Consider the following 18,245-nt stretch of genomic DNA (forward strand, 5'->3'; position numbering starts at 1 on the left):
CACGTCGGTACATGTGGAAAACTTTGGTCGGCAATTTGGCCGTAACAGGCCGATTTGCGCACATTTTACCGGCAGAAGCTGCTCAGATCCATTGCGGCGCAGAAGATCTGGTGTTTCTCAGGAGGCCCTACGTGGATGCTGGCCAGGTGATCCAGCGTTTTCTTGTGGCTGGCCTGATCGACAGAGCGACCATTACAACGATTCCCGTTCTAATCGGCACCGGCCGCAGGTTCTTTGGACACCTCCCAACCGATGTGACAGTCACCCTCGCCCAGCCCTGGGTCTACGACTTCGGCGTTGCGCAGGCCACCTACCTCGCAGCCCGCGCCGCTTGAGTGCAACGCCTGGAGGCCAGCCAGTCGCTGAGCAGCACACAGGGCAGCCGCACCACGGCCAGGCGTAGCAGCCGCAGCCAGTCCCGCAGGCGCAGGCCTGAGCGCTGCGGCTGGGGGAGATAGTCGCCGCGGGCGCGTTGGACCAGTGCTTGTACTGCGCTCCGAAGTTCGTCGTCGCTGAGCAGCGGCGGCTCGCCGTGGGGGCCGGGCAGGCCGAGCCAGGCCAGGCCCGAGAGGCGCCCGATCAGGTAGTCATGGCGGCGGTAGCGCTCGTTGAAGAAGCCGCCGAAGGCGCCGAGGAAGTCGCTGGCCAGCAGGTCGGCCGGGGCCAGGGCCCCCTGCGGCAGCGGCTGGTCCGGGCTGCGCTTGCCCAGCAGGGTCTCGAAGCGCACCAGGGCGGCTACGTCGTCGGTGGGCGCGGCGGCCACGGGTTGAGCCATCACCTTGGCCGTTTCCTCCAGCAGCAGCGTGCGGAAGGGGTTTGAGCCGCTGGCCGTGGAGCGGAACGGGAGCAGCGGATCGATCGGATCGAGCCGCACCGTCCGGTAGGGCAGCACCTGGCGCAGGTGCAGGGCCTGGGGATCGTCGGGCGGGAGGGCGAGCTCCTCGATCAGCCGTTCACGCCGCGCCACCAGTTTGTTGATCTCCTCAATCTGCTCCAGCCGTAGATGGTCGTGTTCGGCCCTGGGGTAGAGCAGCCCGGCCAGCCCACTGGCCAGGGCCCCGAAGAAGGGCCGCAGCAGCGAGGGGCTGCTGCGCAGGTCCGTCACCGGGATCGGCTGCACATACACGAAGCGCCGTTGATCCTCGGCCTGTGGCTGGCGGAACCAGTCGGCGGCGAAGGCCTGGAGATCCGCGTCCGCAGCTGGCGGGGCCGTCAGCTGGTTGAGCAGGCCGATGCCCCTGAGGATCGGTAGCCCGTCGAGCACGCCGCCGTCGCTGTAGTCGAAGCGCAGCCGCAGGCCGGGATCGGCGGGATCAATGATGTCGTTGGCGGCCTCCAGCCAGCAGACGCGGTCGGGATCGCGGCCGGCGGCGGTGCCGTCCTGGGCGTGGGCTTCCGCCAGGTAGAGGGCCAGGCTGTCGGCGTTGAGGTTGAGGTTGATGCTGCTGGGGTTGCTGGTGTTCGAGACGGGCGGAAAGGCCAGAGGGAAGGCCCCCGAGGCCCGCGCCGAGTCCTTGGCCTTGCGCCAGCGGAGGTTCAGTAGCTCCAGGCCCCCGGCCTGGGCCGGCGCCGCGGCCAGTCCCTCCATGGTGCGATGGAACAGGAAGCGCCGGGTTTCCGCAGCGTTCACCGTGCGCACGCCGCTGGGGCTGGCCCGCAGCACCCCCTGCAGGTTCGTCGCCGTCATCAGCAGGGCCAGGCTGCGCCGCTCCAGCGCCTGCCGCATCCCGGGCAGATCGTCCACCAGCCAGTCGCCGGTCATGTCGTCGGTGATGGCGGCAATGGAGGCGCCGCTGAGCAGGCCGCGCCGGGGCCGGGGCGGCGGGCTTGTGCGGTGCGCCTGCCGCAGCAGCGCCTCCTCCTTGGCGTAGCTGGTGAGCACCCCGATGTCCGCCCGCCGCACCCAGGCCTGGAAAAAGCGATTGCGGGGCTCGGCGGCCCCGGGGCGATCGCTGGCGCGGTCGTCCGCCAGCTCCGCCAGCGACCGCCCGGGATCCTGCAGCAGGCAGCGGGCCGCGATCAGACCGGTCATCGCCCCGGCCGAAGCGCCGGTGATCGTGTCGATGCGGATCGGCGCCTCGGCCCCCTTCGCCCGCGGCCGCAGTGCGGCCTGCACCAGCTCGGTGAACACGCCGGCCATGTAGGCCCCCAGGGAGATGCCGCCCGAGCAGTTGAGCGTCACCGGCACGGCGGCCGGCGGGTCGCTGCCCTGGCTGGGGGGGCAAGGGTCGTCGGCTTCCACCATGGCCTCGGCGCGGCATGCCTCGTTGCACCAGCCTGCGCAGGCATCCTGGGGATGTCAGCCTCGCTGCCCGTGCCCTTCCCACCGATGACCCCCACCCAGGTGCCCCTGGCGGCCGGCGGGACCGCCGGCTCCCCCGCGACGGCCCCCCCCAACTGGGTGGACCACGCCAACCCCCTGGGCTGGGCGATCGACCGGCTGCTGGCGATCGAGCCCCTGCGCCGGCTGCTGTTCCTGCAGGCCCGCCGGCTGATCATCCGCACCGCCGAGAAGCGCGGTATCGCCTGGCGGGAGCGGCGCGAGGTCCTGCAGCGCCTGGCCGAACCCCTGCTGGCCGCCAGCACCAACCCCGCCACACGCACACCGGCCTACTACCGGGCCCGCTTCCACGCCTACCAGCAGGGCAACCTCTGCTGGGCCGCCGCCTGCGAGGCCGAGCAGGCCACCGATTCGATGGCCCTGCGGGTGTGGCCTGCGGAGGCGCTGGCGCCGGCCGAGGCCCAGGCGCGGCTGCGCAACGCGATCTTCGCTGCCATCGAACCCAGCCTCAGCGGCCCCGTGCACGACGCCCTCGACGTGGGCTGCTCGGTGGGGGTGGGCACCCTGGCCCTCAAGGACTGGCTCGATCGGCGCGAGGGCCGGGATGTGGCCGTAGGCGGCCTCGACCTCTCGCCCGAGATGCTGGCGGTGGCCCGGGTGCGCGACGCCGAGGGCCGCATCCGCGCCTGGCACCACGCCGCCGCCGAGGCCAGCGGGCTGCCGGCGGCCAGCTTCGATCTGATCACCCTGCAGTTCGTGTGCCATGAGCTGCCCAGTGACGCCACCCGCGCGATCCTGCGCGAGATGGCGCGGCTGCTGCGCCCCGGCGGCGTGCTCGCCCTGGTGGACCAGGACCCCGACTCGGCCGTGATCCGCCGCCTGCCGGCCCCGATCGCCACCCTGCTCAAGAGCACCGAGCCCTACCTGGAGGCCTACTTCCGCCTCGACCTGCCGGCCGCCCTGGCGGAGGCTGGCTTCCACAGCGTGCGGCGAGAGGCCTGCGACCCGCGCCACCGGGTGCTGGTGGGGACGCGATGAGCGTTGCGGGAACCGGTCTGACGGTTCAGGTGCGCCTGTTCGCGAGCCTGCGGGAGCGGGCCGGCTGGGACGCGCGCCGGATCGAGCTGGCGGCCGGCACCACGCCCGAGGGGCTCTGGCGGCAGCTGGGGCTGGGGGATGGCGCCATCCCGGCCACGGTGCGGGTGGCCGTGAACCAGGCCTTCGCCGATCCGCACCAGCCCCTGGCCCCTGGCGACGAACTGGCCTTTCTGCCCCCGATCAGCGGTGGCTGACGCGCGTCCGGCCCTGTTGGTGGTGCGGCTGCACGCGGAGCCCTTCGATCCGCTGGCGCTGTTGGCCGGCACAGGCCCTGGCGGCGGCTCCGGCGCGCACCCCGGCGGCTGGTGCGGCGGCCTGGGGCTGGACTCCCCGGCCGCCGAGGCCCACTTCATCGGCCGGGTGCGGGGCACGGCGGCCGGCGGCGGCGTGCTGGAGGCCCTGGAACTGGAGCACTACCCCGGCATGACCGAGCGCCAGCTGCAGGTCCTGGCCCAGGCCTGTGCCGCCCGCCATGGCGTAGCGGCGGTGCTGGTGGCCCATCGGGTGGGCCGTGCCCTGCCCGGCGAGGCCCTGGTGCTGGTGGCGGTGGCCGCCGACCGCCGCGGTCCGGCCCAGCGCTGCGGCGGCGAACTGCTGGAGGCCCTCAAGCACGAGGCCCCCTTCTGGAAGCGCGAGTGGAGCGGCGGCGTGGGCACCTGGGTGGAGGGCAACACGCCGCTGGGGTGAGGTCGAGCCCAGGCCGCAGCCAAAGCCTCCGGCCTCAGAACAGCGGCAGTCGCAGCAGCTGGGCCCAGAGCTCGCTGCCGGCCGCCAGGGTGCCCGCTTCGGCGGGGATCTCCAGCAGCAGGTCGGCGCCCTGGAGCGAACCGATCCGCGAGGAGGCCTGGCTGCCCTCCACCAGCGCCAGCAACTCCCCCCCTGGCCCCACCTGCAGGCGGGCCCGGGCCAGCTCGGGCCGGCCAGGACCGCGCTTGAGATCCGCCGCCAGACGCAGCTTCAGCCGCGGCAGCAGCTGCGGTTCGGCCCCCTCCAGGGCCTGCAGGGCTGGCCAGAGCAGCTGCAGCGCCGTGATCGCCGCCGCCACCGGATTGCCCGGCAGGCCGAAGAAGGGCCTGCCGCCCAGCTCGCCGAAGGCGAAGGGCCGGCCGGGCTTGAGGAACAGCTTCCAGAAGTCCACGGCCCCGAGCTCGGCCAGCAGCGGCCGGATCCAGTCGCTGTCGCCGGCGGACACGCCGCCGGTGCTGACCACCACATCGCAGCCGCCGGCGAGTTCCAGCAGGGCAGCCCGCAGGGTTTCGGGCGCATCGCCCACCAGCCGCCGCTCGGCCACGGCGTAGCCCAGCCGGGCCAGCAGGGCCTCCAGCAGGGTGCCGTTGCTCTCCCAGATCTGGCCGGGGCCGCGGGGCTGGCCGGCCGGCACCAGCTCATCGCCACTCACCAGCAGGCCGATCCGGGGCCGGGGCCGCAGCGCCAGCTCCGCCACGCCGCAGCCGGCCAGCCGGCCCAGGTCCGCCGGGCCCAGGCGCACGCCGGCGGGTAACAGCTCCTGGCCGGCGGTGGCCTCCTCCTCGGCGGCGCGGATCCAGGGGTTGGCGCTGGCCTCGCGGGCCAGGCGGATCGGCGACGCAGTGGCCGGCCGATCAGCCGCACCTCCCTCGACCACCACCAGCTCCTGGGCCAGCACCCGGGTGGCCCCCTCGGGAAGCGGCGCGCCGGTGAGGATGCGGATCGCCTCGCCGGGCTCCAGCCGATCAGGACCGGCCCCCGGCCCTCCGGCGCGGCGGAAGGGCGCCCCCGGCGCCGAGCGCCCCACCACGGGCCAGGTGTGTCCCAGCTGCGGGACACTTGCCTCGGCGATGGCGTAGCCATCGAGGATCGCGGCCCGGAAGCCCGGCACCGCCGCAGGCGCCCGTACCGGCTCGGCGCTCACCCGACCCAGGGCCGACGCCAGCGGCAGCCGCTCGGCGGCGCCGGGGGCGGCGATGGCCTCCAGGATCCGCTGGCGGGCCTGCTCCAGCGGCAGTCCCTCGGCGGGGAACGGCTCTGACGATCGAGCGGGATTGGCCATGGGGCGCTCAGGCACGGGAGCCCACGGCGGCGGGATGGCGCCAGGGGCCGTGGCGTCCCCCCGTCTTCTCCAGCAGCCTCACCGGCCCGATCGTCATCGCCGGATCGGCGCTCTTCACCATGTCGTAGAGGGTGAGCAGGCCCACCTGCACCGCCGTGAGCGCCTCCATCTCCACGCCGGTGGGGCCGGTGGTGCGGGCGGCCGCCTCGAGGCGCAGGCCGCTGCCATCGGCCGCCGGCTCGATGCGCACCTCAAGGCCCGTCAGGGCAATCGGGTGGCAGAGGGGGATCAGCTCCCAGGTGCGCTTGGCGGCCTGGATCGCCGCCACCCGCGCCACGGCCAGCACGTCGCCCTTGGGGGCCCTGCCCTCCAGCACCAGGGCCAGCACCGCTGGATCCATGCTGAGAAAGCCCTCGGCCAGGGCGCGGCGGTCGCTGGCGGGCCGGTCGCCCACCTCCACCATGTGCGCCTCGCCGCTGGCGTTGAGGTGGCTGAGCCGGGGAGAAGCGGCCGCTGGAGACTCCGCGGTCATCGGGGCAGGTTGTCGGAGCCCCCATCCTGCTGGTGCCGGACCTGGGGCGGGGGCTGCCTACGGTTGGAGGGACCCCCAGGGCTGCCTCCGGTGCTGTCAACGGCCTCGATCCGCCTGGTGGAGGCCGATGCCGGCCACCTGCCGGTGCTGCTGCCCCTGGTGCAGGCCTTCTACGACCACTTCGCCTACCCCTTCGACGGGGGGCGCAAGCGGGAGCTGCTCCAGCAGTTCCTGGCCGACCGCAACGCCGGCAGGCTCTGGCTGATCGAGATCGACGCGATCCCCCGGGGCTACCTGCTGCTGGCCTTCTCCTTCAGCCTCGAGCTGGATGGCCGCATTGCCTTTGTCGATGAGCTCTACATCGCGCCCGAAGGCCGCCAGCGGGGCGCGGGCGCCGAGGCGCTGCGCCAGCTGGAGGCGGCCTGCCAGGACCTTGAACTGCGGGCCCTGCGGCTGGAAACCGAAGCCAGCAACGAACGCGCCCATGCCCTCTACCTGCGCAGTGGCTACCGGGACCCGGACCGCCAGCTGCTGACCAAGCCTCTCGGGTGAGCCCCATTGCGATGACCGGCACCCGTCCAGCCGTCTCTATGGGTTGCCCCTGCATGGCGGCGCTGGCTCGCCGTTCCACTCCTGATGCCGCGTCACCAAGCAGCAGGCCACCCGTTTGGGCTTGGCACCTTGGAGCTGGAGCAGGGCCCGTAGCATCGCTGGGCCCGACGCTCTGCCATGACGTCGCCCTCCCCGGCTCGCATCCTCGAAGTGGGCATGGCCTTCTGGCCGGCAAAGGTGCTGCTCTCGGCCGTCGAGCTCGGTCTGTTCAGCAGCCTCGGCACGGGCTCCCTGACGGGGCCTGAACTGGTGGAGGCCCTGGCCCTCCACCCCCGCGCCAACCCGGACTTTTTCGACACCCTGGTGGCTCTCGGCTTCCTGGAGCGGGACGGAGACGGCGAGGGGGCCCGCTACCGCAACACCGAAGAGACGGGCCTGTTCCTCGATCGGGCCCAAGCGGGCTACATCGGCGGTTTCCTGGAGATGGCGAATGACCGTCTCTATCCCTTCTGGGGCGACCTGGCCGAGGCCCTGCGCACCGGAGCGCCCCAGAACGAGATCAAGGCCAGCGGTGCGCCGATGTTCGAGGAGCTCTACGCCGAACCGGAGCGGCTCGAGCAATTCATGGCGGCGATGAGCGGCATCTCCGCCGGCAACTTCCAGGCCCTGGCGGAGCGCTTCGACTTCTCTCCCTACCGCAGCCTCTGCGATGTGGGCGGTGCCTCCGGGCTGCTCTCGACCCTGGTGGCCCGCCGCCACCCCCACCTCCACTGCACCACCGCCGACCTGCCGCCAGCGACGGCGATTGCCGCCCGCCGCATTGCCGCCGAGGGGCTCGCGGACCGCATCGACGCAGTGCCGCTTGATTTCTTCGCCGATCCGCTGCCGAAGGCCGACGTGATCACCATGGGGCTGATCCTGCACGACTGGAACCTGGAGAAGAAGCTCCAGCTCGTGCGCGCCGCCTACGAGGCCCTGCCGGAGGGCGGTGCCTTCATCGTCGTCGAGCATCTGATCGACGATGCGCGCCGCAGCAACGCCTTCGGCCTGATGATGTCGTTGAACATGCTGATCGAATTCGGCGACGCCTTCGACTTCACCGGCGCCGACTTCGACCGCTGGTGCCGGGAGGCGGGCTTCCGCCGCACCGAGGTGATCCCCCTGGGGGGACCGGCCAGCGCGGGGGTGGCTTACAAGTGAGCGCGGCTCACTCCAGCTTCTCGATCAGCACCGCCGTGCCATAGCAGAGCACCTCGGTGGCCGCAGAGGCGCCGCTCTCCACCTCGGAGCCGTCGTAGCGAACACCCACGATGGCGTTGGCGCCGAGTTTGCGGGCGTGGCTGATCATCTGCTCGTAGGCCTGCTGGCGGGTCTGCTCACACATCTCGGTGTAGGCGCCGATCCGGCCGCCGATCATCGTCTTGAGCCCACCGAGGAAGCCCTGGAGCAGGGTCGGGGAGCGCACGACGATGCCGCGCACCATGCCGTAGTACTCGCGGATGGCGTACCCCTCGATGCTGAAGGTGGTGGTCACGAACACGGGCTGAACCACGGGCGGCATCCCAGCGGGTGGTGCCAACGCTATGGCGGGTCCCCGGCCCGTGGGACTCTGAGGGACCCGACGCCACCGGTCGTGCGCTGGTCCCGGCCTTCCACCACCCTCTGTGCCTTCATCACCCTGCTCAACGACCGGCTGGGCGAGAGCATCGTGTTTCCGCTGCTGCCCTACCTGCTGGCCAGCTTCAGCGGCAGCGGCCGCACCCTCGGCCTGCTGGCGGGCAGCTACGCCGTGGCCCAGTTTGCCTTCACGCCCCTGATCGGCGCCCTCAGCGATCGCTTCGGCCGCCGGCCGGTGATGGCGGGCTGCGTGGCCGGCTCGGTGCTGGGCCTGGGCCTGTTCGCCCTCACCATCACGATCGACTGGAGCGCGATCCCCTGGGCCGCCGGCACCGCCCTGCCGCTGACGCTGCTGTTCGTGGCCCGGCTGATCGATGGGGTGAGCGGCGGCACCGCCGCCACCGCCGGTGCCGTACTGGCCGACATCTCCACCCCCGAAAACCGGGCCAAGGCCTTCGGGCTGATCGGCGTGGCCTTCGGCCTGGGCTTCATCCTCGGCCCCGCCCTTGGCGGCCTGCTGGCCGGCGTGAACGTGACCCTGCCGGTGTGGGCAGCGGCCGCCTTCGCCCTGGTGAACCTGCTGCTGGTGCTGGGGCTGCTGCCGGAGACCCACCCGATCGAGGCGCGGCTGCCCCTGCCCCGCAAGCGGGAGCTCAACCCCTTCACCCAGCTCAGGCGCGTGTTCACCAACCCCCAGGTGCGCCGCCTCTGCCTGGCCTTCTTCCTGTTCTTCCTGGCCTTCAACGGCTTCACCGCCGTGCTGGTGCTCTATTTCAAGCAGGCCTTCGGCTGGGGGCCGGCCCCTGCCGCCACCGCCTTCCTGGTGGTGGGGGTGGTGGCCACGGTGGTGCAGGGCGGCCTGATCGGTCCGCTGGTGCAGCGCTTCGGCGAGTGGCGCCTGAGCCTGGCGGGCCTGGGCTTCGTGATGGCGGGCTTCCTGCAGGTGCCCCTGGCCACCCCCGCCAACGCCCAGCCGCTGGTGTTCATCGCCGTGGCGATCCTGGCCCTGGGCACGGGCCTGGTCACCCCCTGCCTGCGCAGCCTGGTGTCACGCCGCCTCGACGCCGCCGGCCAGGGCGCGGCCCTCGGCAGTCTGCAGGGGCTCCAGAGCCTGGGCAGCTTCCTGGGGCCGCCCCTGGCAGGGGTGGCCTACGACCTGGTGGGCCGCCAGAGCCCCTTCTGGCTCGGCATCGCCCTGATGCTGGGGGTGGTGGCGCTGGTGGCCGGGCGCTCGCCGGGGCCGGAGCGCAGCCCTGCCTGAGGGACTGTCAAGCGGGAGAAACACGGAATGGCTTGGAGGGTCTGGCTATGGTTTCGGCTGGGGAAAAGTCGCAGGGGCGGAACGGGCAATGGCACAACCAGTGGTCGCTCCGGAGCACTACATCAACCGGGAGCTGAGCTGGATCGCCTTCAACCAGCGAGTGCTGGCCCAGGCCCTGAGCGAGCACACGCCGCTGCTGGAGCAGGCCAAGTTCAGCGCCATCTTCAGCAACAACCTCGATGAGTTCTTCATGGTGAGGGTGGCCTCCCTGAAGTCGCAGATCGAGGCGGGCCTGCAGACCCTCAGCGACGACGGCGCCACCCCCAGCCAGCAGCTGGTTCGGATCCGCGAGGGCCTGCTGCCGCTGCTGGAGCAGCAACAGGCCCACTATCGCCATTACCTCAAGCACCAGCTGGCTGAGCACGGCGTCCAGCTGCTCGATTACACCCGGCTCAGCCGCCGCCAGAAGGAGTGGGTGAATGCCTATTTCCAGAGCGCCATCTTTCCGGTGCTGACGCCCCTGGCGGTGGATCCGGCCCACCCCTTCCCCTTCATCAGCAACCTCAGCCTCAACGTGGCCGCCTTGATCCGCGATCCGGACACTGGCCAACAGCAGTTCGCCCGGGTGAAGGTGCCCCAGAAGAACCTGCCACGCTTCGTGCAGATCCCCACCGAGCTGAGCGAGCACGAGCCCACGCCGATCTACACGGCGGTGCCGCTGGAGCAGGTGGTGGCCTTCAACCTTGAGCTGCTGTTCCCCGGCATGACGATCGAGGGGCACTACTTCTTCCGCGTCACCCGCGACGCTGACCTGGAACTGCGCGACCTGGAGGCCGACGACCTGATGGAGGCCCTGCAGGAGGGTCTGCGCAAGCGCCGCCGCGGTGGCGAGGTGGTGCGCCTCGAGGTGGCCGATGAGATGCCCGACGAGGTGGTGGACCTGCTGATGGAGGGCACGGCCGTTGAGCCGGACGACCTCTACCGGATCAACGGCCCCCTGGGGCTCGACGACCTGATGAGCCTGCTGGCGATCCCCTTGCCCCAGCTCAAGGACAAGCCCCACCTGGGCCGCACCGCCCAGGCCCTGGCGCGCACCCAGAAGACCCGGCTGGAGGACGGCTCGATCAAGCCGGAGGAGTTCGAGAGCATCTTCTCGGTGCTGCGCCGCGGCGACGTGCTGCTGCACCACCCCTTCGACCTGTTCTCCACCTCAGTGGAGGAGTTCATCAACCAGGCCGCCGACGACCCTTCGGTGCTGGCCATCAAGATGACCCTCTACCGCACCTCCAAGGACTCGCCGATCATCGCAGCGCTGATCCGCGCCGCCGAGAATGGCAAGCAGGTGATGGCCCTGGTGGAGCTCAAGGCCCGCTTCGATGAGGACAACAACATCCAGTGGGCGCGCCAACTGGAGCGCTCCGGGGTGCACGTGGTCTATGGGGTGCTGGGGCTCAAGACCCACACCAAGATCACGCTGGTGGTGCGCAAGGAGAAGGAGCGGCTGCGCAGCTACTGCCACATCGCCACCGGCAACTACAACTCCAAGACCGCCAGCCTCTACACCGACCTGGGCCTGCTCACCGCCCGACCAGAGCTGGGCCAGGACATGGCGGAGCTCTTCAATTACCTCACCGGCTTCTCCAAGCAGCAGAATTTCCGGCGCCTGCTGGTGGCCCCGGTGACCCTGCGCAAGGGCATGGAGGCGCTGATCCTGCGCGAGACCGAACACGCCCTTCTGGGCAGGCCGGCCCACATCAAGGCGAAGATGAATGCGCTGGTGGATCCCCGCATCATTGCCCTGCTCTATGAGGCCTCCCAGGCCGGGGTGGAGGTCGACCTGGTGGTGCGGGGCATGTGCAGCCTGCGGCCAGGGCTGGCGGGCATCAGCGACAACATCCGCGTCAGCAGCGTGATCGGGCGTTTTCTGGAACACTCGCGCCTATTCTGGTTTGCCAACGGCGGTGATGAAGAGATGTACATCGGCAGCGCCGACTGGATGCCGCGCAACCTTGATCGACGGGTAGAGGCGGTGACGCCGATCGAGGACCCGCTGCTGCGCCAGCGCCTGGAGACCCTGATCGACAGCTATCTGAACGACAACAGCAGCGCCTGGGACATGCAGAGCGATGGCCGCTTCCTGCAGCGTTTTCCCGAGGGCGATGAGGAGCGTGCCGTGCAGCGAGAGCTGATCAATGGCTGGCGCCACGGTCTACAAAGTGTCGCCTGAGATACCGCGAGCCAACACGGTGATTGCCAGGGCTCATGAGCCGAAGTCCTTGCGCTGCAGGGGAAGTGAGAAGAACATTCGGAGCAATTCCTACCAGATGTCTTCCGATTTACACCGCTAGCCACTTGCCAACGGTGCTACATTCCGGCCACATCAAAACAGGAGGCCGGGGGTCATGGGGACGCCTCAGCATTCCAACCCAGGGGGATCCAGCCGTGATCCACGATCGTCGGGCTCCAGGGCTGGCGATCAGGGTGATGGCGCCCCTGCCGGCGGCCTTCAAGACACCACTGCCTCCGGTATTCAGCTGATCGCCAAGTCGTCGCTTAGCAAGCCCGCCATCCCCAAGAAGGCAGCGGCCAAGGCGCCGGTCGCCAAGACCGGCGGCGCCCGCCAGGGTGGACGCCTCGGAGCCGATTCGATCGGCTGGTATCTCAGCAACATCGGCAGGGTGCCGCTGCTCACGCCCGCCGAGGAGATCGAACTGGCCCACCATGTGCAGACGATGAAGCGTCTGCAGGCCCTGCCGGTTGACGAACTGACCCCTCGCCAGCGCCACCAGATCCGCATGGGCACCCGTGCCCGCGACCGCATGATGGCCGCCAACCTGAGGCTGGTGGTGAGTGTCGCCAAGAAGTATCAGAACCAGGGCCTGGAACTGCTTGATCTGGTGCAGGAAGGGGCCATCGGCCTGGAGCGCGCCGTCGACAAGTTCGACCCTGCCATGGGCTACAAGTTCTCCACCTATGCCTACTGGTGGATCCGCCAGGGCATGACCCGGGCCATCGACAACAGCGCCCGCACGATTCGCCTCCCGATCCACGTGAGCGAGAAGCTCTCGAAGATGCGGCGCGTCACCCGCGAACTCTCCCATCGCTTCGGCCGCCAGCCCAACCGCCTGGAGCTGGCCCATGCCATGGGCATGGAGACGACGGAGCTGGAGGATCTGATCGCCCAGAGCGCCCCATGCGCCTCCCTGGATGCCCACGCCCGCGGCGAGGAGGACCGCAGCACCCTGGGTGAGCTGATCGCCGATCCGGCCAGCCACAGCTCCATGGACTCGATGGACCGCAGCCTGCAGAAGGAGCACCTCGGTGCCTGGCTGGCCCAGCTCAACGAGCGCGAACAGAAGATCATCAAGCTGCGCTTCGGCCTGGAGGGCAGCGAACCGCTGACCCTGGCCGAGATTGGCCGCCAGATCAACGTGTCACGCGAGCGCGTGCGGCAACTGGAGGCCAAGGCCATCCTCAAGCTGCGACTGATGACCAACTACCAGCAGGCCGCCTGACGCAGCGGCCGTCCGGTCGCCTGGCAGCGTTCCCTGGGGCCCGGAGGGCCCGGTTGCTGATTGGATAGGCGGCTTCGGTTCGGTTCCATGCCCAGCCCCGCCCTGCTGCAGTCCCAGCTGCTCGGCATCGCCTTGGTGGGGCTCTGGCTGGCGGCCCTGGCCGCGGCGGCCCTGGTGGTGCGACGCCGCTGGCCGGAGCAGCGCGAGTGGAGTCGCAAGCTGGTGCACATCGGCACTGGCGCCGTGGTGCCGATCGCCTGGGCCACCGGCATCGATCGCAGCATCGCCCTGCCGGCCGCGGCGACGATCACCCTGCTTGCGGCCCTCAACCACCGGCTGCGGGTGCTGCCCGCCATCGAGGACGTGGGTCGCCACAGCTACGGCACGATCGCCTATGGGGCGGCGATCACGGCCCTGCTGGCCCTGTTCTGGCCTGCCCAGCCGGCGGCGGTGACGGCCGGGGTGTTGGTGCTCGCCCTGGGCGATGGCACGGCGGGACTGATCGGTCCGCTGTGGCCTTCCCCCAGCTGGACGCTGTGGGGGCACCGCAAGTCGCTGCTGGGCACCGGTGCCATGGCAGCGGTGAGCCTGCTGGCGCTGCTGGCCCTGTGGGGCCTGCTGGTGGCGGTGGGCGGATCGGCCAGCGCCATGCCCATCCCCGTGCCCAGCCCGGCGGCCCTGGTGCTGATCGTGGCGGTGGGTGTGGCCCTGGAGCAGGTGGCGCTGCTGGGCCTTGACAACCTCACCGTGCCGCTGGGGGTGGGTCTGCTCTGGGACCTGTTGGCACGGGGAGCCTGAGCGTCAGTGGCCGGCCCAGGCCCCCCGGCGCTCGGCTTGGGGCCCCCTCCCCTCAGGCCCGCAGCATCGCCTCGCAGCGCTGCTGCCAGTCGTGCTGACTGCCGATCCCGGCCACCAGCAGCCGATCGGCCGGCTCCTCCCGCAGCCGCCGCTGCCACTGGCGGATCGCCTCGGCCCGCTCCAGCCAGCAGTCGAGCACGGTGCACTGCACCAGGCCCGGATCCCACTGGCGCTGGCGGGCGGTATTGAGGGCCCAGGCCAGCAGGTCGTCGAGTTGGAACGGTCGGAAGCCGCCGAAGGCCGGACCGGCGGCTGCCCCCGGGGTGAGGCCCCCCGAGGGGATGGGCCCCTCGGGGCTCGGCGTGGGGGAGGCAGCGGTGCCGAGGGCACTCTGCTCAAGGTAGAAGAGCTGCAGCGGATCGCTGAAGCCGCAGAACTGCAGGAGATAGGTCATGGCATGACCTCCCGATTGCCTTGGGTGATTCACCCTAGGAATGGCAATCGAGCCAACTGTTAGGCGTGGACAGTTTGTGACATGAGTAACACTCTGGCACTCAAACTTGGCGAGTGCCAGAGTGAGTCAAGCCGTGCGCTCAGCTCACCACCAGCTCGCGCTTCTGGGCTTCGGCCACCGCCGCCGCGAGTTCGGCCAGGAGCTGGCGTGTGGTGTCCAGATCGATGCAGGCATCGGTGACGCTCTGGCCGTAGGTGAGCTGGGAGCGGTCGGAGCAGATTTTCTGGCTGCCGGCCACCAGGTGGCTCTCGATCATCACGCCCATCAGATGGCGGGAGCCGGCGCGGAGCTGGGCGGCCACCTGGCTGGCCACCTCGCCCTGTCGCCGGTAGTCCTTGTTGGAGTTGCCGTGGCTGCAGTCCACCATCACCCGGGCGGGGAGGCCCGCCTTGGCAGCGGCGGCGGCGGCCTCCTGCACGGCCTCGGGGTGGAAGTTGGTGCCGCGCTTGCCGCCTCGCAGCACCAGGTGGCCATCCGGATTGCCGGTGGTGGTGACGATGGCGGCGTGGCCGTCGCGGTTGATGCCCAGGAAATGGTGGGGCCGGGCCGCCGCCTCCATGGCGTGGAGGGCGGTGGAGGCGCTGCCGTCGGTGCCGTTCTTGAAGCCGATCGGCATCGACAGGCCCGAGGCCATCTCGCGGTGGGTCTGGCTCTCGGTGGTGCGTGCGCCGATGGCGGTCCAGCTGATCAGATCGGCGATGTACTGGGGCACGACCGGATCGAGCAGCTCGGTGGCGGCTGGCAGGCCCATCTCGGCGAGGTGCAGGAGCAGGCCGCGGGCCAGGCGCAGGCCGGTGTTGATGTCGTAGCTGCCGTCGAGGTGGGGGTCGTTGATCAGACCCTTCCAGCCCACGGTGGTGCGCGGCTTCTCGAAGTAGACGCGCATCACGACCTCCAGCTGGCCGCGGTGGCGCTCGTGCTCAAGGGCGATGGCGTCGGCGTACTCCTTGGCGGCGTCGACGTCGTGGACGGAGCAGGGCCCGACGATCACCAGGAGGCGCTGGTCGTCGCCGCGGAGGATCGCCTTGATCCGCTCGCGGGCGTCGCGCACGGTGCGTGAGGAGCTGTCGCTGAGTGGCAGCTCGCGGTGGAGCAGAGCCGGCGGCACGAGCGGCCGTGTTTCCACCACGTGGAGATCGGAGGTGGGGAGCATGGCCGCGATCCGGGTCGACGGATTGACCCGTCAGCCTAGAAGCTCTGCCGAAAGAAGGACCCTCGGCGTCAGAAGCGCCGCACCCCGGCCGCCGGCTGGGAGTGTGGTAGCCCGGATCAGTGGCCGCAGGAGCCCTGTCAGTGACCGCTGGGGTCGGTTCTGCAGCCGTTGCCACCCAGGTCGGTCCGGCGGCACAGAACAATGGATGGTAACTCCGCCGCCCGGGGCAGCGCCCCGGAAGCTCGCGCCGATGTCCACCGCGCCGATCTCCAGCGCCGCTACCTTCCTCTCCAGCTATCGGGCCGCCGCGGCCGAGCGTGAGGCCCTGGGGGTGCCGGCCCTGCCCCTGGACGCTGGGCAGACCCAGTCCCTCACAGAACTGCTGCAGGCCCCCCCGGCCGGTGAGGAGTCCTTCCTGTTGCACCTGCTCAGCGAGCGCATCCCCCCTGGCGTGGATGAAGCCGCCTATGTGAAGGCCGACTGGCTGAGCGCGGTGGCCCAGGGCAAGACCACCAGCCCGCTGGTGAGCCCGGTGGAAGCGGTGCGTCTGCTGGCCACGATGATCGGTGGCTACAACGTTGGCGCCCTGATCGTGCTGCTGGAGAGCGCCGATCCGGCCATCGCCGAGGCCGCCGCCGCCGGGCTGAGCAAAACCCTGCTCGTCTATGACGCTTACCACGACGTGCTGGAGCTGGCCCGCAGCAATGCCTACGCCCAGCGGGTGATCGACAGCTGGTCCGCAGCCGAGTGGTTCACCGCCAAGCCCGAACTGCCCGCCGAGATCACCGTGACGGTGTTCAAGGTGGAGGGCGAAACCAACACCGACGACCTCTCCCCCGCCACCCACGCCACCACCCGGCCGGACATCCCCCTGCACGCCACGGCGATGCTGGAAACGCGGATGCCGGGTGGCCTGGAGTTGATCGCCCAGCTCAAGCAGAAAGGCCACCCCGTGGCCTACGTGGGCGATGTGGTGGGCACGGGCAGCTCGCGCAAATCCGCCATCAACTCGGTGCTCTGGCACACCGGCACCGACATTCCCCACGTGCCCAACAAGCGCAGCGGCGGCGTGGTGCTCGGCGGCAAGATCGCCCCGATCTTCTTCAACACGGCTGAAGATTCCGGCGCCCTGCCGATCGAGTGCGACGTGAGCGTCCTCAACAGCGGCGATGTAATCACGATTCGCCCCTACGCCGGCACGATCGAGCGCGCCGCCGGCGAGCCGAATGCCGGCGAGATCGTGGCCCGCTTCGAGCTCAAGCCCAGCACCATCACCGATGAGGTGCGAGCCGGCGGCCGCATCCCGCTTCTGATCGGCCGCTCGCTCACAGACAAGGTGCGCGCCCAGCTGGGCCTGCCCGCCAGCGACCTGTTCATCCGCCCCGTGGCCCCCGCCGACACTGGCAAAGGCTTCACCCTGGCCCAGAAGATGGTGGGCAAGGCCTGCGGCCTGCCGGGCGTGCGCCCGGGAACCAGCTGCGAGCCACTGATGACCACCGTGGGCTCCCAGGACACCACCGGGCCCATGACCCGCGATGAGATGAAGGAGCTGGCCTGCCTGGGCTTCAGCGCCGATCTGGTGATGCAGAGCTTCTGCCACACCGCCGCGTATCCCAAGCCGGTGGACCTGAAAACCCACGCCGAATTGCCTGACTTCATGGCGTCCCGCGGCGGTGTGGCCCTGCGCCCCGGCGACGGCATCATCCACAGCTGGCTCAACCGCATGCTCCTGCCCGACACCGTGGGCACCGGCGGCGACAGCCACACCCGCTTCCCCCTGGGCATTTCCTTCCCGGCCGGCTCGGGCCTGGTGGCCTTCGCCGCCGCCATCGGCGCCATGCCGCTCGACATGCCCGAATCGGTGCTGGTGAAGTTCTCCGGCTCCCTGCAGCCGGGCGTAACCCTGCGGGATGTGGTGAACGCGATCCCCTACGTGGCGATCCAGCAGGGACTGCTCACCGTGGCCAAGGAGGGCAAGCAGAACGTGTTCAACGGCCGGATCATGGAGATCGAAGGGCTGCCCGATCTCAAGCTGGAACAGGCGTTTGAACTCACCGACGCCACCGCCGAGCGCTCCTGTGCCGGCAGCACGATCAAGCTCAGCGTGGAGACGGTGAGCGAATACCTGCGCAGCAACGTGGCGCTGCTCAAGAACATGATCGCCCGCGGCTACGGCGACGCCCGTACCCTGGCCCGCCGCATCAAGGCGATGGAGGCCTGGCTGGCCAATCCGCAGCTGCTGGAGGCCGACGCCGACGCCGAGTACGCCGCCGTGATCGAGATCGACCTCGATGCGATCACTGAGCCGATCCTGGCCTGCCCCAACGACCCCGACAACGTGAAGACGCTCTCGGAGGTGGCGGGCGCGCGCATCGATGAGGTGTTCATCGGCTCCTGCATGACCAACATCGGCCATTACCGCGCCGCCGCCACGGTTCTGGAGGGTCAGGGCGAGAACAGTGCCCGCCTGTGGGTGTGCCCGCCCACCCGCATGGACGAGGAGATGCTCAAGCAGGAGGGCTACTACGCCATCTTCGAGAAGGCCGGCTCCCGCATGGAGATGCCCGGCTGTTCGCTGTGCATGGGCAACCAGGCCCGCGTGGATGACGACACCACCGTGTTCTCCACGAGCACCCGCAACTTCAACAACCGCCTCGGCAACGGCGCCCAAGTGTACCTGGGCAGCGCCGAACTGGCGGCGGTGTGTGCCCAGCTGGGCCGCATCCCCACGAAGGACCAGTACCTGGCCATCGCCGCCGCCAAGATCGATCCCCGTGGCGCCGAGCTCTATCGCTACCTCAACTTCGACCAGATCGATGGCTTCGAGGACAGCGGCCGGGTGGTGAGCGCCGACGAGGAGGCCCAGGTGCTGGCGGGGGTGTGAGGCGGCCCAGG

16 protein-coding genes and 1 pseudogene are annotated in these 18,245 nt (G+C 70.2%); 11 read left to right on the plus strand and 6 right to left on the minus strand.

Annotated elements, in window-relative coordinates; genetic code table 11:
• A pseudogene (locus tag CJZ98_RS04790) lies at positions 1 to 335 on the plus strand (dihydrofolate reductase family protein); the annotation flags it as partial.
• Here the strand turns inward: CJZ98_RS04790 and CJZ98_RS04795 are convergent.
• On the minus strand, positions 311 to 2,245 hold the full coding sequence (locus CJZ98_RS04795; protein WP_094588912.1) for a DUF3376 domain-containing protein: 1,935 nt from the start codon (positions 2,243 to 2,245) through the stop codon (positions 311 to 313). The pseudogene CJZ98_RS04790 and the gene CJZ98_RS04795 sit on opposite strands and share 25 nt — an antisense overlap.
• Before the next feature lie 84 nt (positions 2,246 to 2,329).
• On the opposite strand from CJZ98_RS04795, the gene CJZ98_RS04800 reads away from it, so the two are divergent.
• Genes CJZ98_RS04800 through CJZ98_RS04810 form a run of 3 tightly spaced genes read left to right on the plus strand, consistent with a single transcriptional unit; the run spans position 2,330 to position 4,066 of the window.
• On the plus strand, positions 2,330 to 3,319 hold the full coding sequence (locus CJZ98_RS04800; protein ID WP_094588914.1) for a class I SAM-dependent methyltransferase: 990 nt from the start codon (positions 2,330 to 2,332) through the stop codon (positions 3,317 to 3,319).
• Positions 3,316 to 3,573, plus strand: a complete 258-nt coding sequence (gene moaD, locus CJZ98_RS04805; protein ID WP_094588915.1) for a molybdopterin converting factor subunit 1 — start codon at positions 3,316 to 3,318, stop codon at positions 3,571 to 3,573. The genes CJZ98_RS04800 and moaD overlap by 4 nt, the downstream gene beginning before the upstream one ends.
• Positions 3,566 to 4,066 carry a molybdopterin synthase catalytic subunit gene (locus CJZ98_RS04810; RefSeq protein WP_232756210.1) on the plus strand — a complete coding sequence of 167 codons (501 nt, stop codon included), beginning with the start codon at positions 3,566 to 3,568 and terminating at the stop codon, positions 4,064 to 4,066. The genes moaD and CJZ98_RS04810 overlap by 8 nt, the downstream gene beginning before the upstream one ends.
• A gap of 34 nt (positions 4,067 to 4,100) precedes the next feature.
• On the opposite strand, the gene CJZ98_RS04815 is transcribed toward CJZ98_RS04810, so the two are convergent.
• Both CJZ98_RS04815 and moaC read right to left on the minus strand, forming a co-directional pair.
• Entirely contained in the window at positions 4,101 to 5,408 is a 1,308-nt protein-coding gene (locus CJZ98_RS04815) for a molybdopterin molybdotransferase MoeA (RefSeq protein ID WP_094588917.1), read from the minus strand.
• Between the two features lie 7 nt (positions 5,409 to 5,415).
• Positions 5,416 to 5,940, minus strand: coding sequence for a cyclic pyranopterin monophosphate synthase MoaC (gene moaC, locus CJZ98_RS04820; protein WP_094588919.1), 525 nt, complete (start codon positions 5,938 to 5,940; stop codon positions 5,416 to 5,418).
• A 90-nt stretch (positions 5,941 to 6,030) separates the two neighbouring features.
• Here moaC and CJZ98_RS18175 point away from each other — a divergent pair, with 90 nt between their 5' ends.
• Positions 6,031 to 6,492, plus strand: a complete 462-nt coding sequence (locus tag CJZ98_RS18175) for a GNAT family N-acetyltransferase (RefSeq protein ID WP_157910875.1) — start codon at positions 6,031 to 6,033, stop codon at positions 6,490 to 6,492.
• A gap of 177 nt (positions 6,493 to 6,669) precedes the next feature.
• Positions 6,670 to 7,692: a methyltransferase gene (locus CJZ98_RS04830; RefSeq protein ID WP_094588923.1), complete on the plus strand. Its 1,023-nt coding sequence runs from the start codon at positions 6,670 to 6,672 to the stop codon at positions 7,690 to 7,692.
• Between the two features lie 7 nt (positions 7,693 to 7,699).
• Here the strand turns inward: CJZ98_RS04830 and CJZ98_RS04835 are convergent, their stop codons facing one another.
• A complete protein-coding gene (locus CJZ98_RS04835; protein ID WP_094589055.1) occupies positions 7,700 to 8,044 on the minus strand; it encodes a YbjQ family protein in 345 nt (114 codons plus the stop codon).
• Positions 8,045 to 8,125: 81 nt separating this feature from the next.
• Here CJZ98_RS04835 and CJZ98_RS04840 point away from each other — a divergent pair, with 81 nt between their 5' ends.
• The 4 genes from CJZ98_RS04840 (at position 8,126) to CJZ98_RS04855 (ending at position 13,683) form a co-directional block, all read left to right on the plus strand.
• Positions 8,126 to 9,370 (plus strand): MFS transporter, encoded by a 1,245-nt coding sequence (locus CJZ98_RS04840; protein WP_094588925.1) that lies wholly within the window; start codon positions 8,126 to 8,128, stop codon positions 9,368 to 9,370.
• A gap of 88 nt (positions 9,371 to 9,458) precedes the next feature.
• Positions 9,459 to 11,597 carry a polyphosphate kinase 1 gene (gene ppk1 / locus CJZ98_RS04845; protein WP_094588927.1) on the plus strand — a complete coding sequence of 713 codons (2,139 nt, stop codon included), beginning with the start codon at positions 9,459 to 9,461 and terminating at the stop codon, positions 11,595 to 11,597.
• 175 nt (positions 11,598 to 11,772) lie between these two features.
• Positions 11,773 to 12,885 (plus strand): RpoD/SigA family RNA polymerase sigma factor, encoded by a 1,113-nt coding sequence (locus tag CJZ98_RS04850; RefSeq protein ID WP_232756212.1) that lies wholly within the window; start codon positions 11,773 to 11,775, stop codon positions 12,883 to 12,885.
• 87 nt (positions 12,886 to 12,972) lie between these two features.
• Positions 12,973 to 13,683, plus strand: a complete 711-nt coding sequence (locus CJZ98_RS04855) for a diacylglycerol/polyprenol kinase family protein (RefSeq protein ID WP_094588929.1) — start codon at positions 12,973 to 12,975, stop codon at positions 13,681 to 13,683.
• A gap of 52 nt (positions 13,684 to 13,735) precedes the next feature.
• Here CJZ98_RS04855 and CJZ98_RS04860 read toward each other — a convergent pair whose 3' ends face one another.
• Together CJZ98_RS04860 and CJZ98_RS04865 are read right to left on the minus strand one after the other, a co-directional pair.
• On the minus strand, positions 13,736 to 14,137 hold the full coding sequence (locus tag CJZ98_RS04860) for a hypothetical protein (protein WP_094588931.1): 402 nt from the start codon (positions 14,135 to 14,137) through the stop codon (positions 13,736 to 13,738).
• Between the two features lie 139 nt (positions 14,138 to 14,276).
• On the minus strand, positions 14,277 to 15,350 hold the full coding sequence (locus CJZ98_RS04865) for a 3-deoxy-7-phosphoheptulonate synthase (protein WP_094588933.1): 1,074 nt from the start codon (positions 15,348 to 15,350) through the stop codon (positions 14,277 to 14,279).
• A gap of 250 nt (positions 15,351 to 15,600) precedes the next feature.
• Here CJZ98_RS04865 and acnB point away from each other — a divergent pair, with 250 nt between their 5' ends.
• Positions 15,601 to 18,234, plus strand: a complete 2,634-nt coding sequence (gene acnB / locus CJZ98_RS04870; RefSeq protein ID WP_094588935.1) for a bifunctional aconitate hydratase 2/2-methylisocitrate dehydratase — start codon at positions 15,601 to 15,603, stop codon at positions 18,232 to 18,234.
• The last annotated feature ends 11 nt before the right edge of the window (positions 18,235 to 18,245 follow it).

The sequence above is a fragment of the Vulcanococcus limneticus LL genome, assembly GCF_002252705.1.
Lineage (GTDB): Bacteria > Cyanobacteriota > Cyanobacteriia > PCC-6307 > Cyanobiaceae > Vulcanococcus > Vulcanococcus limneticus.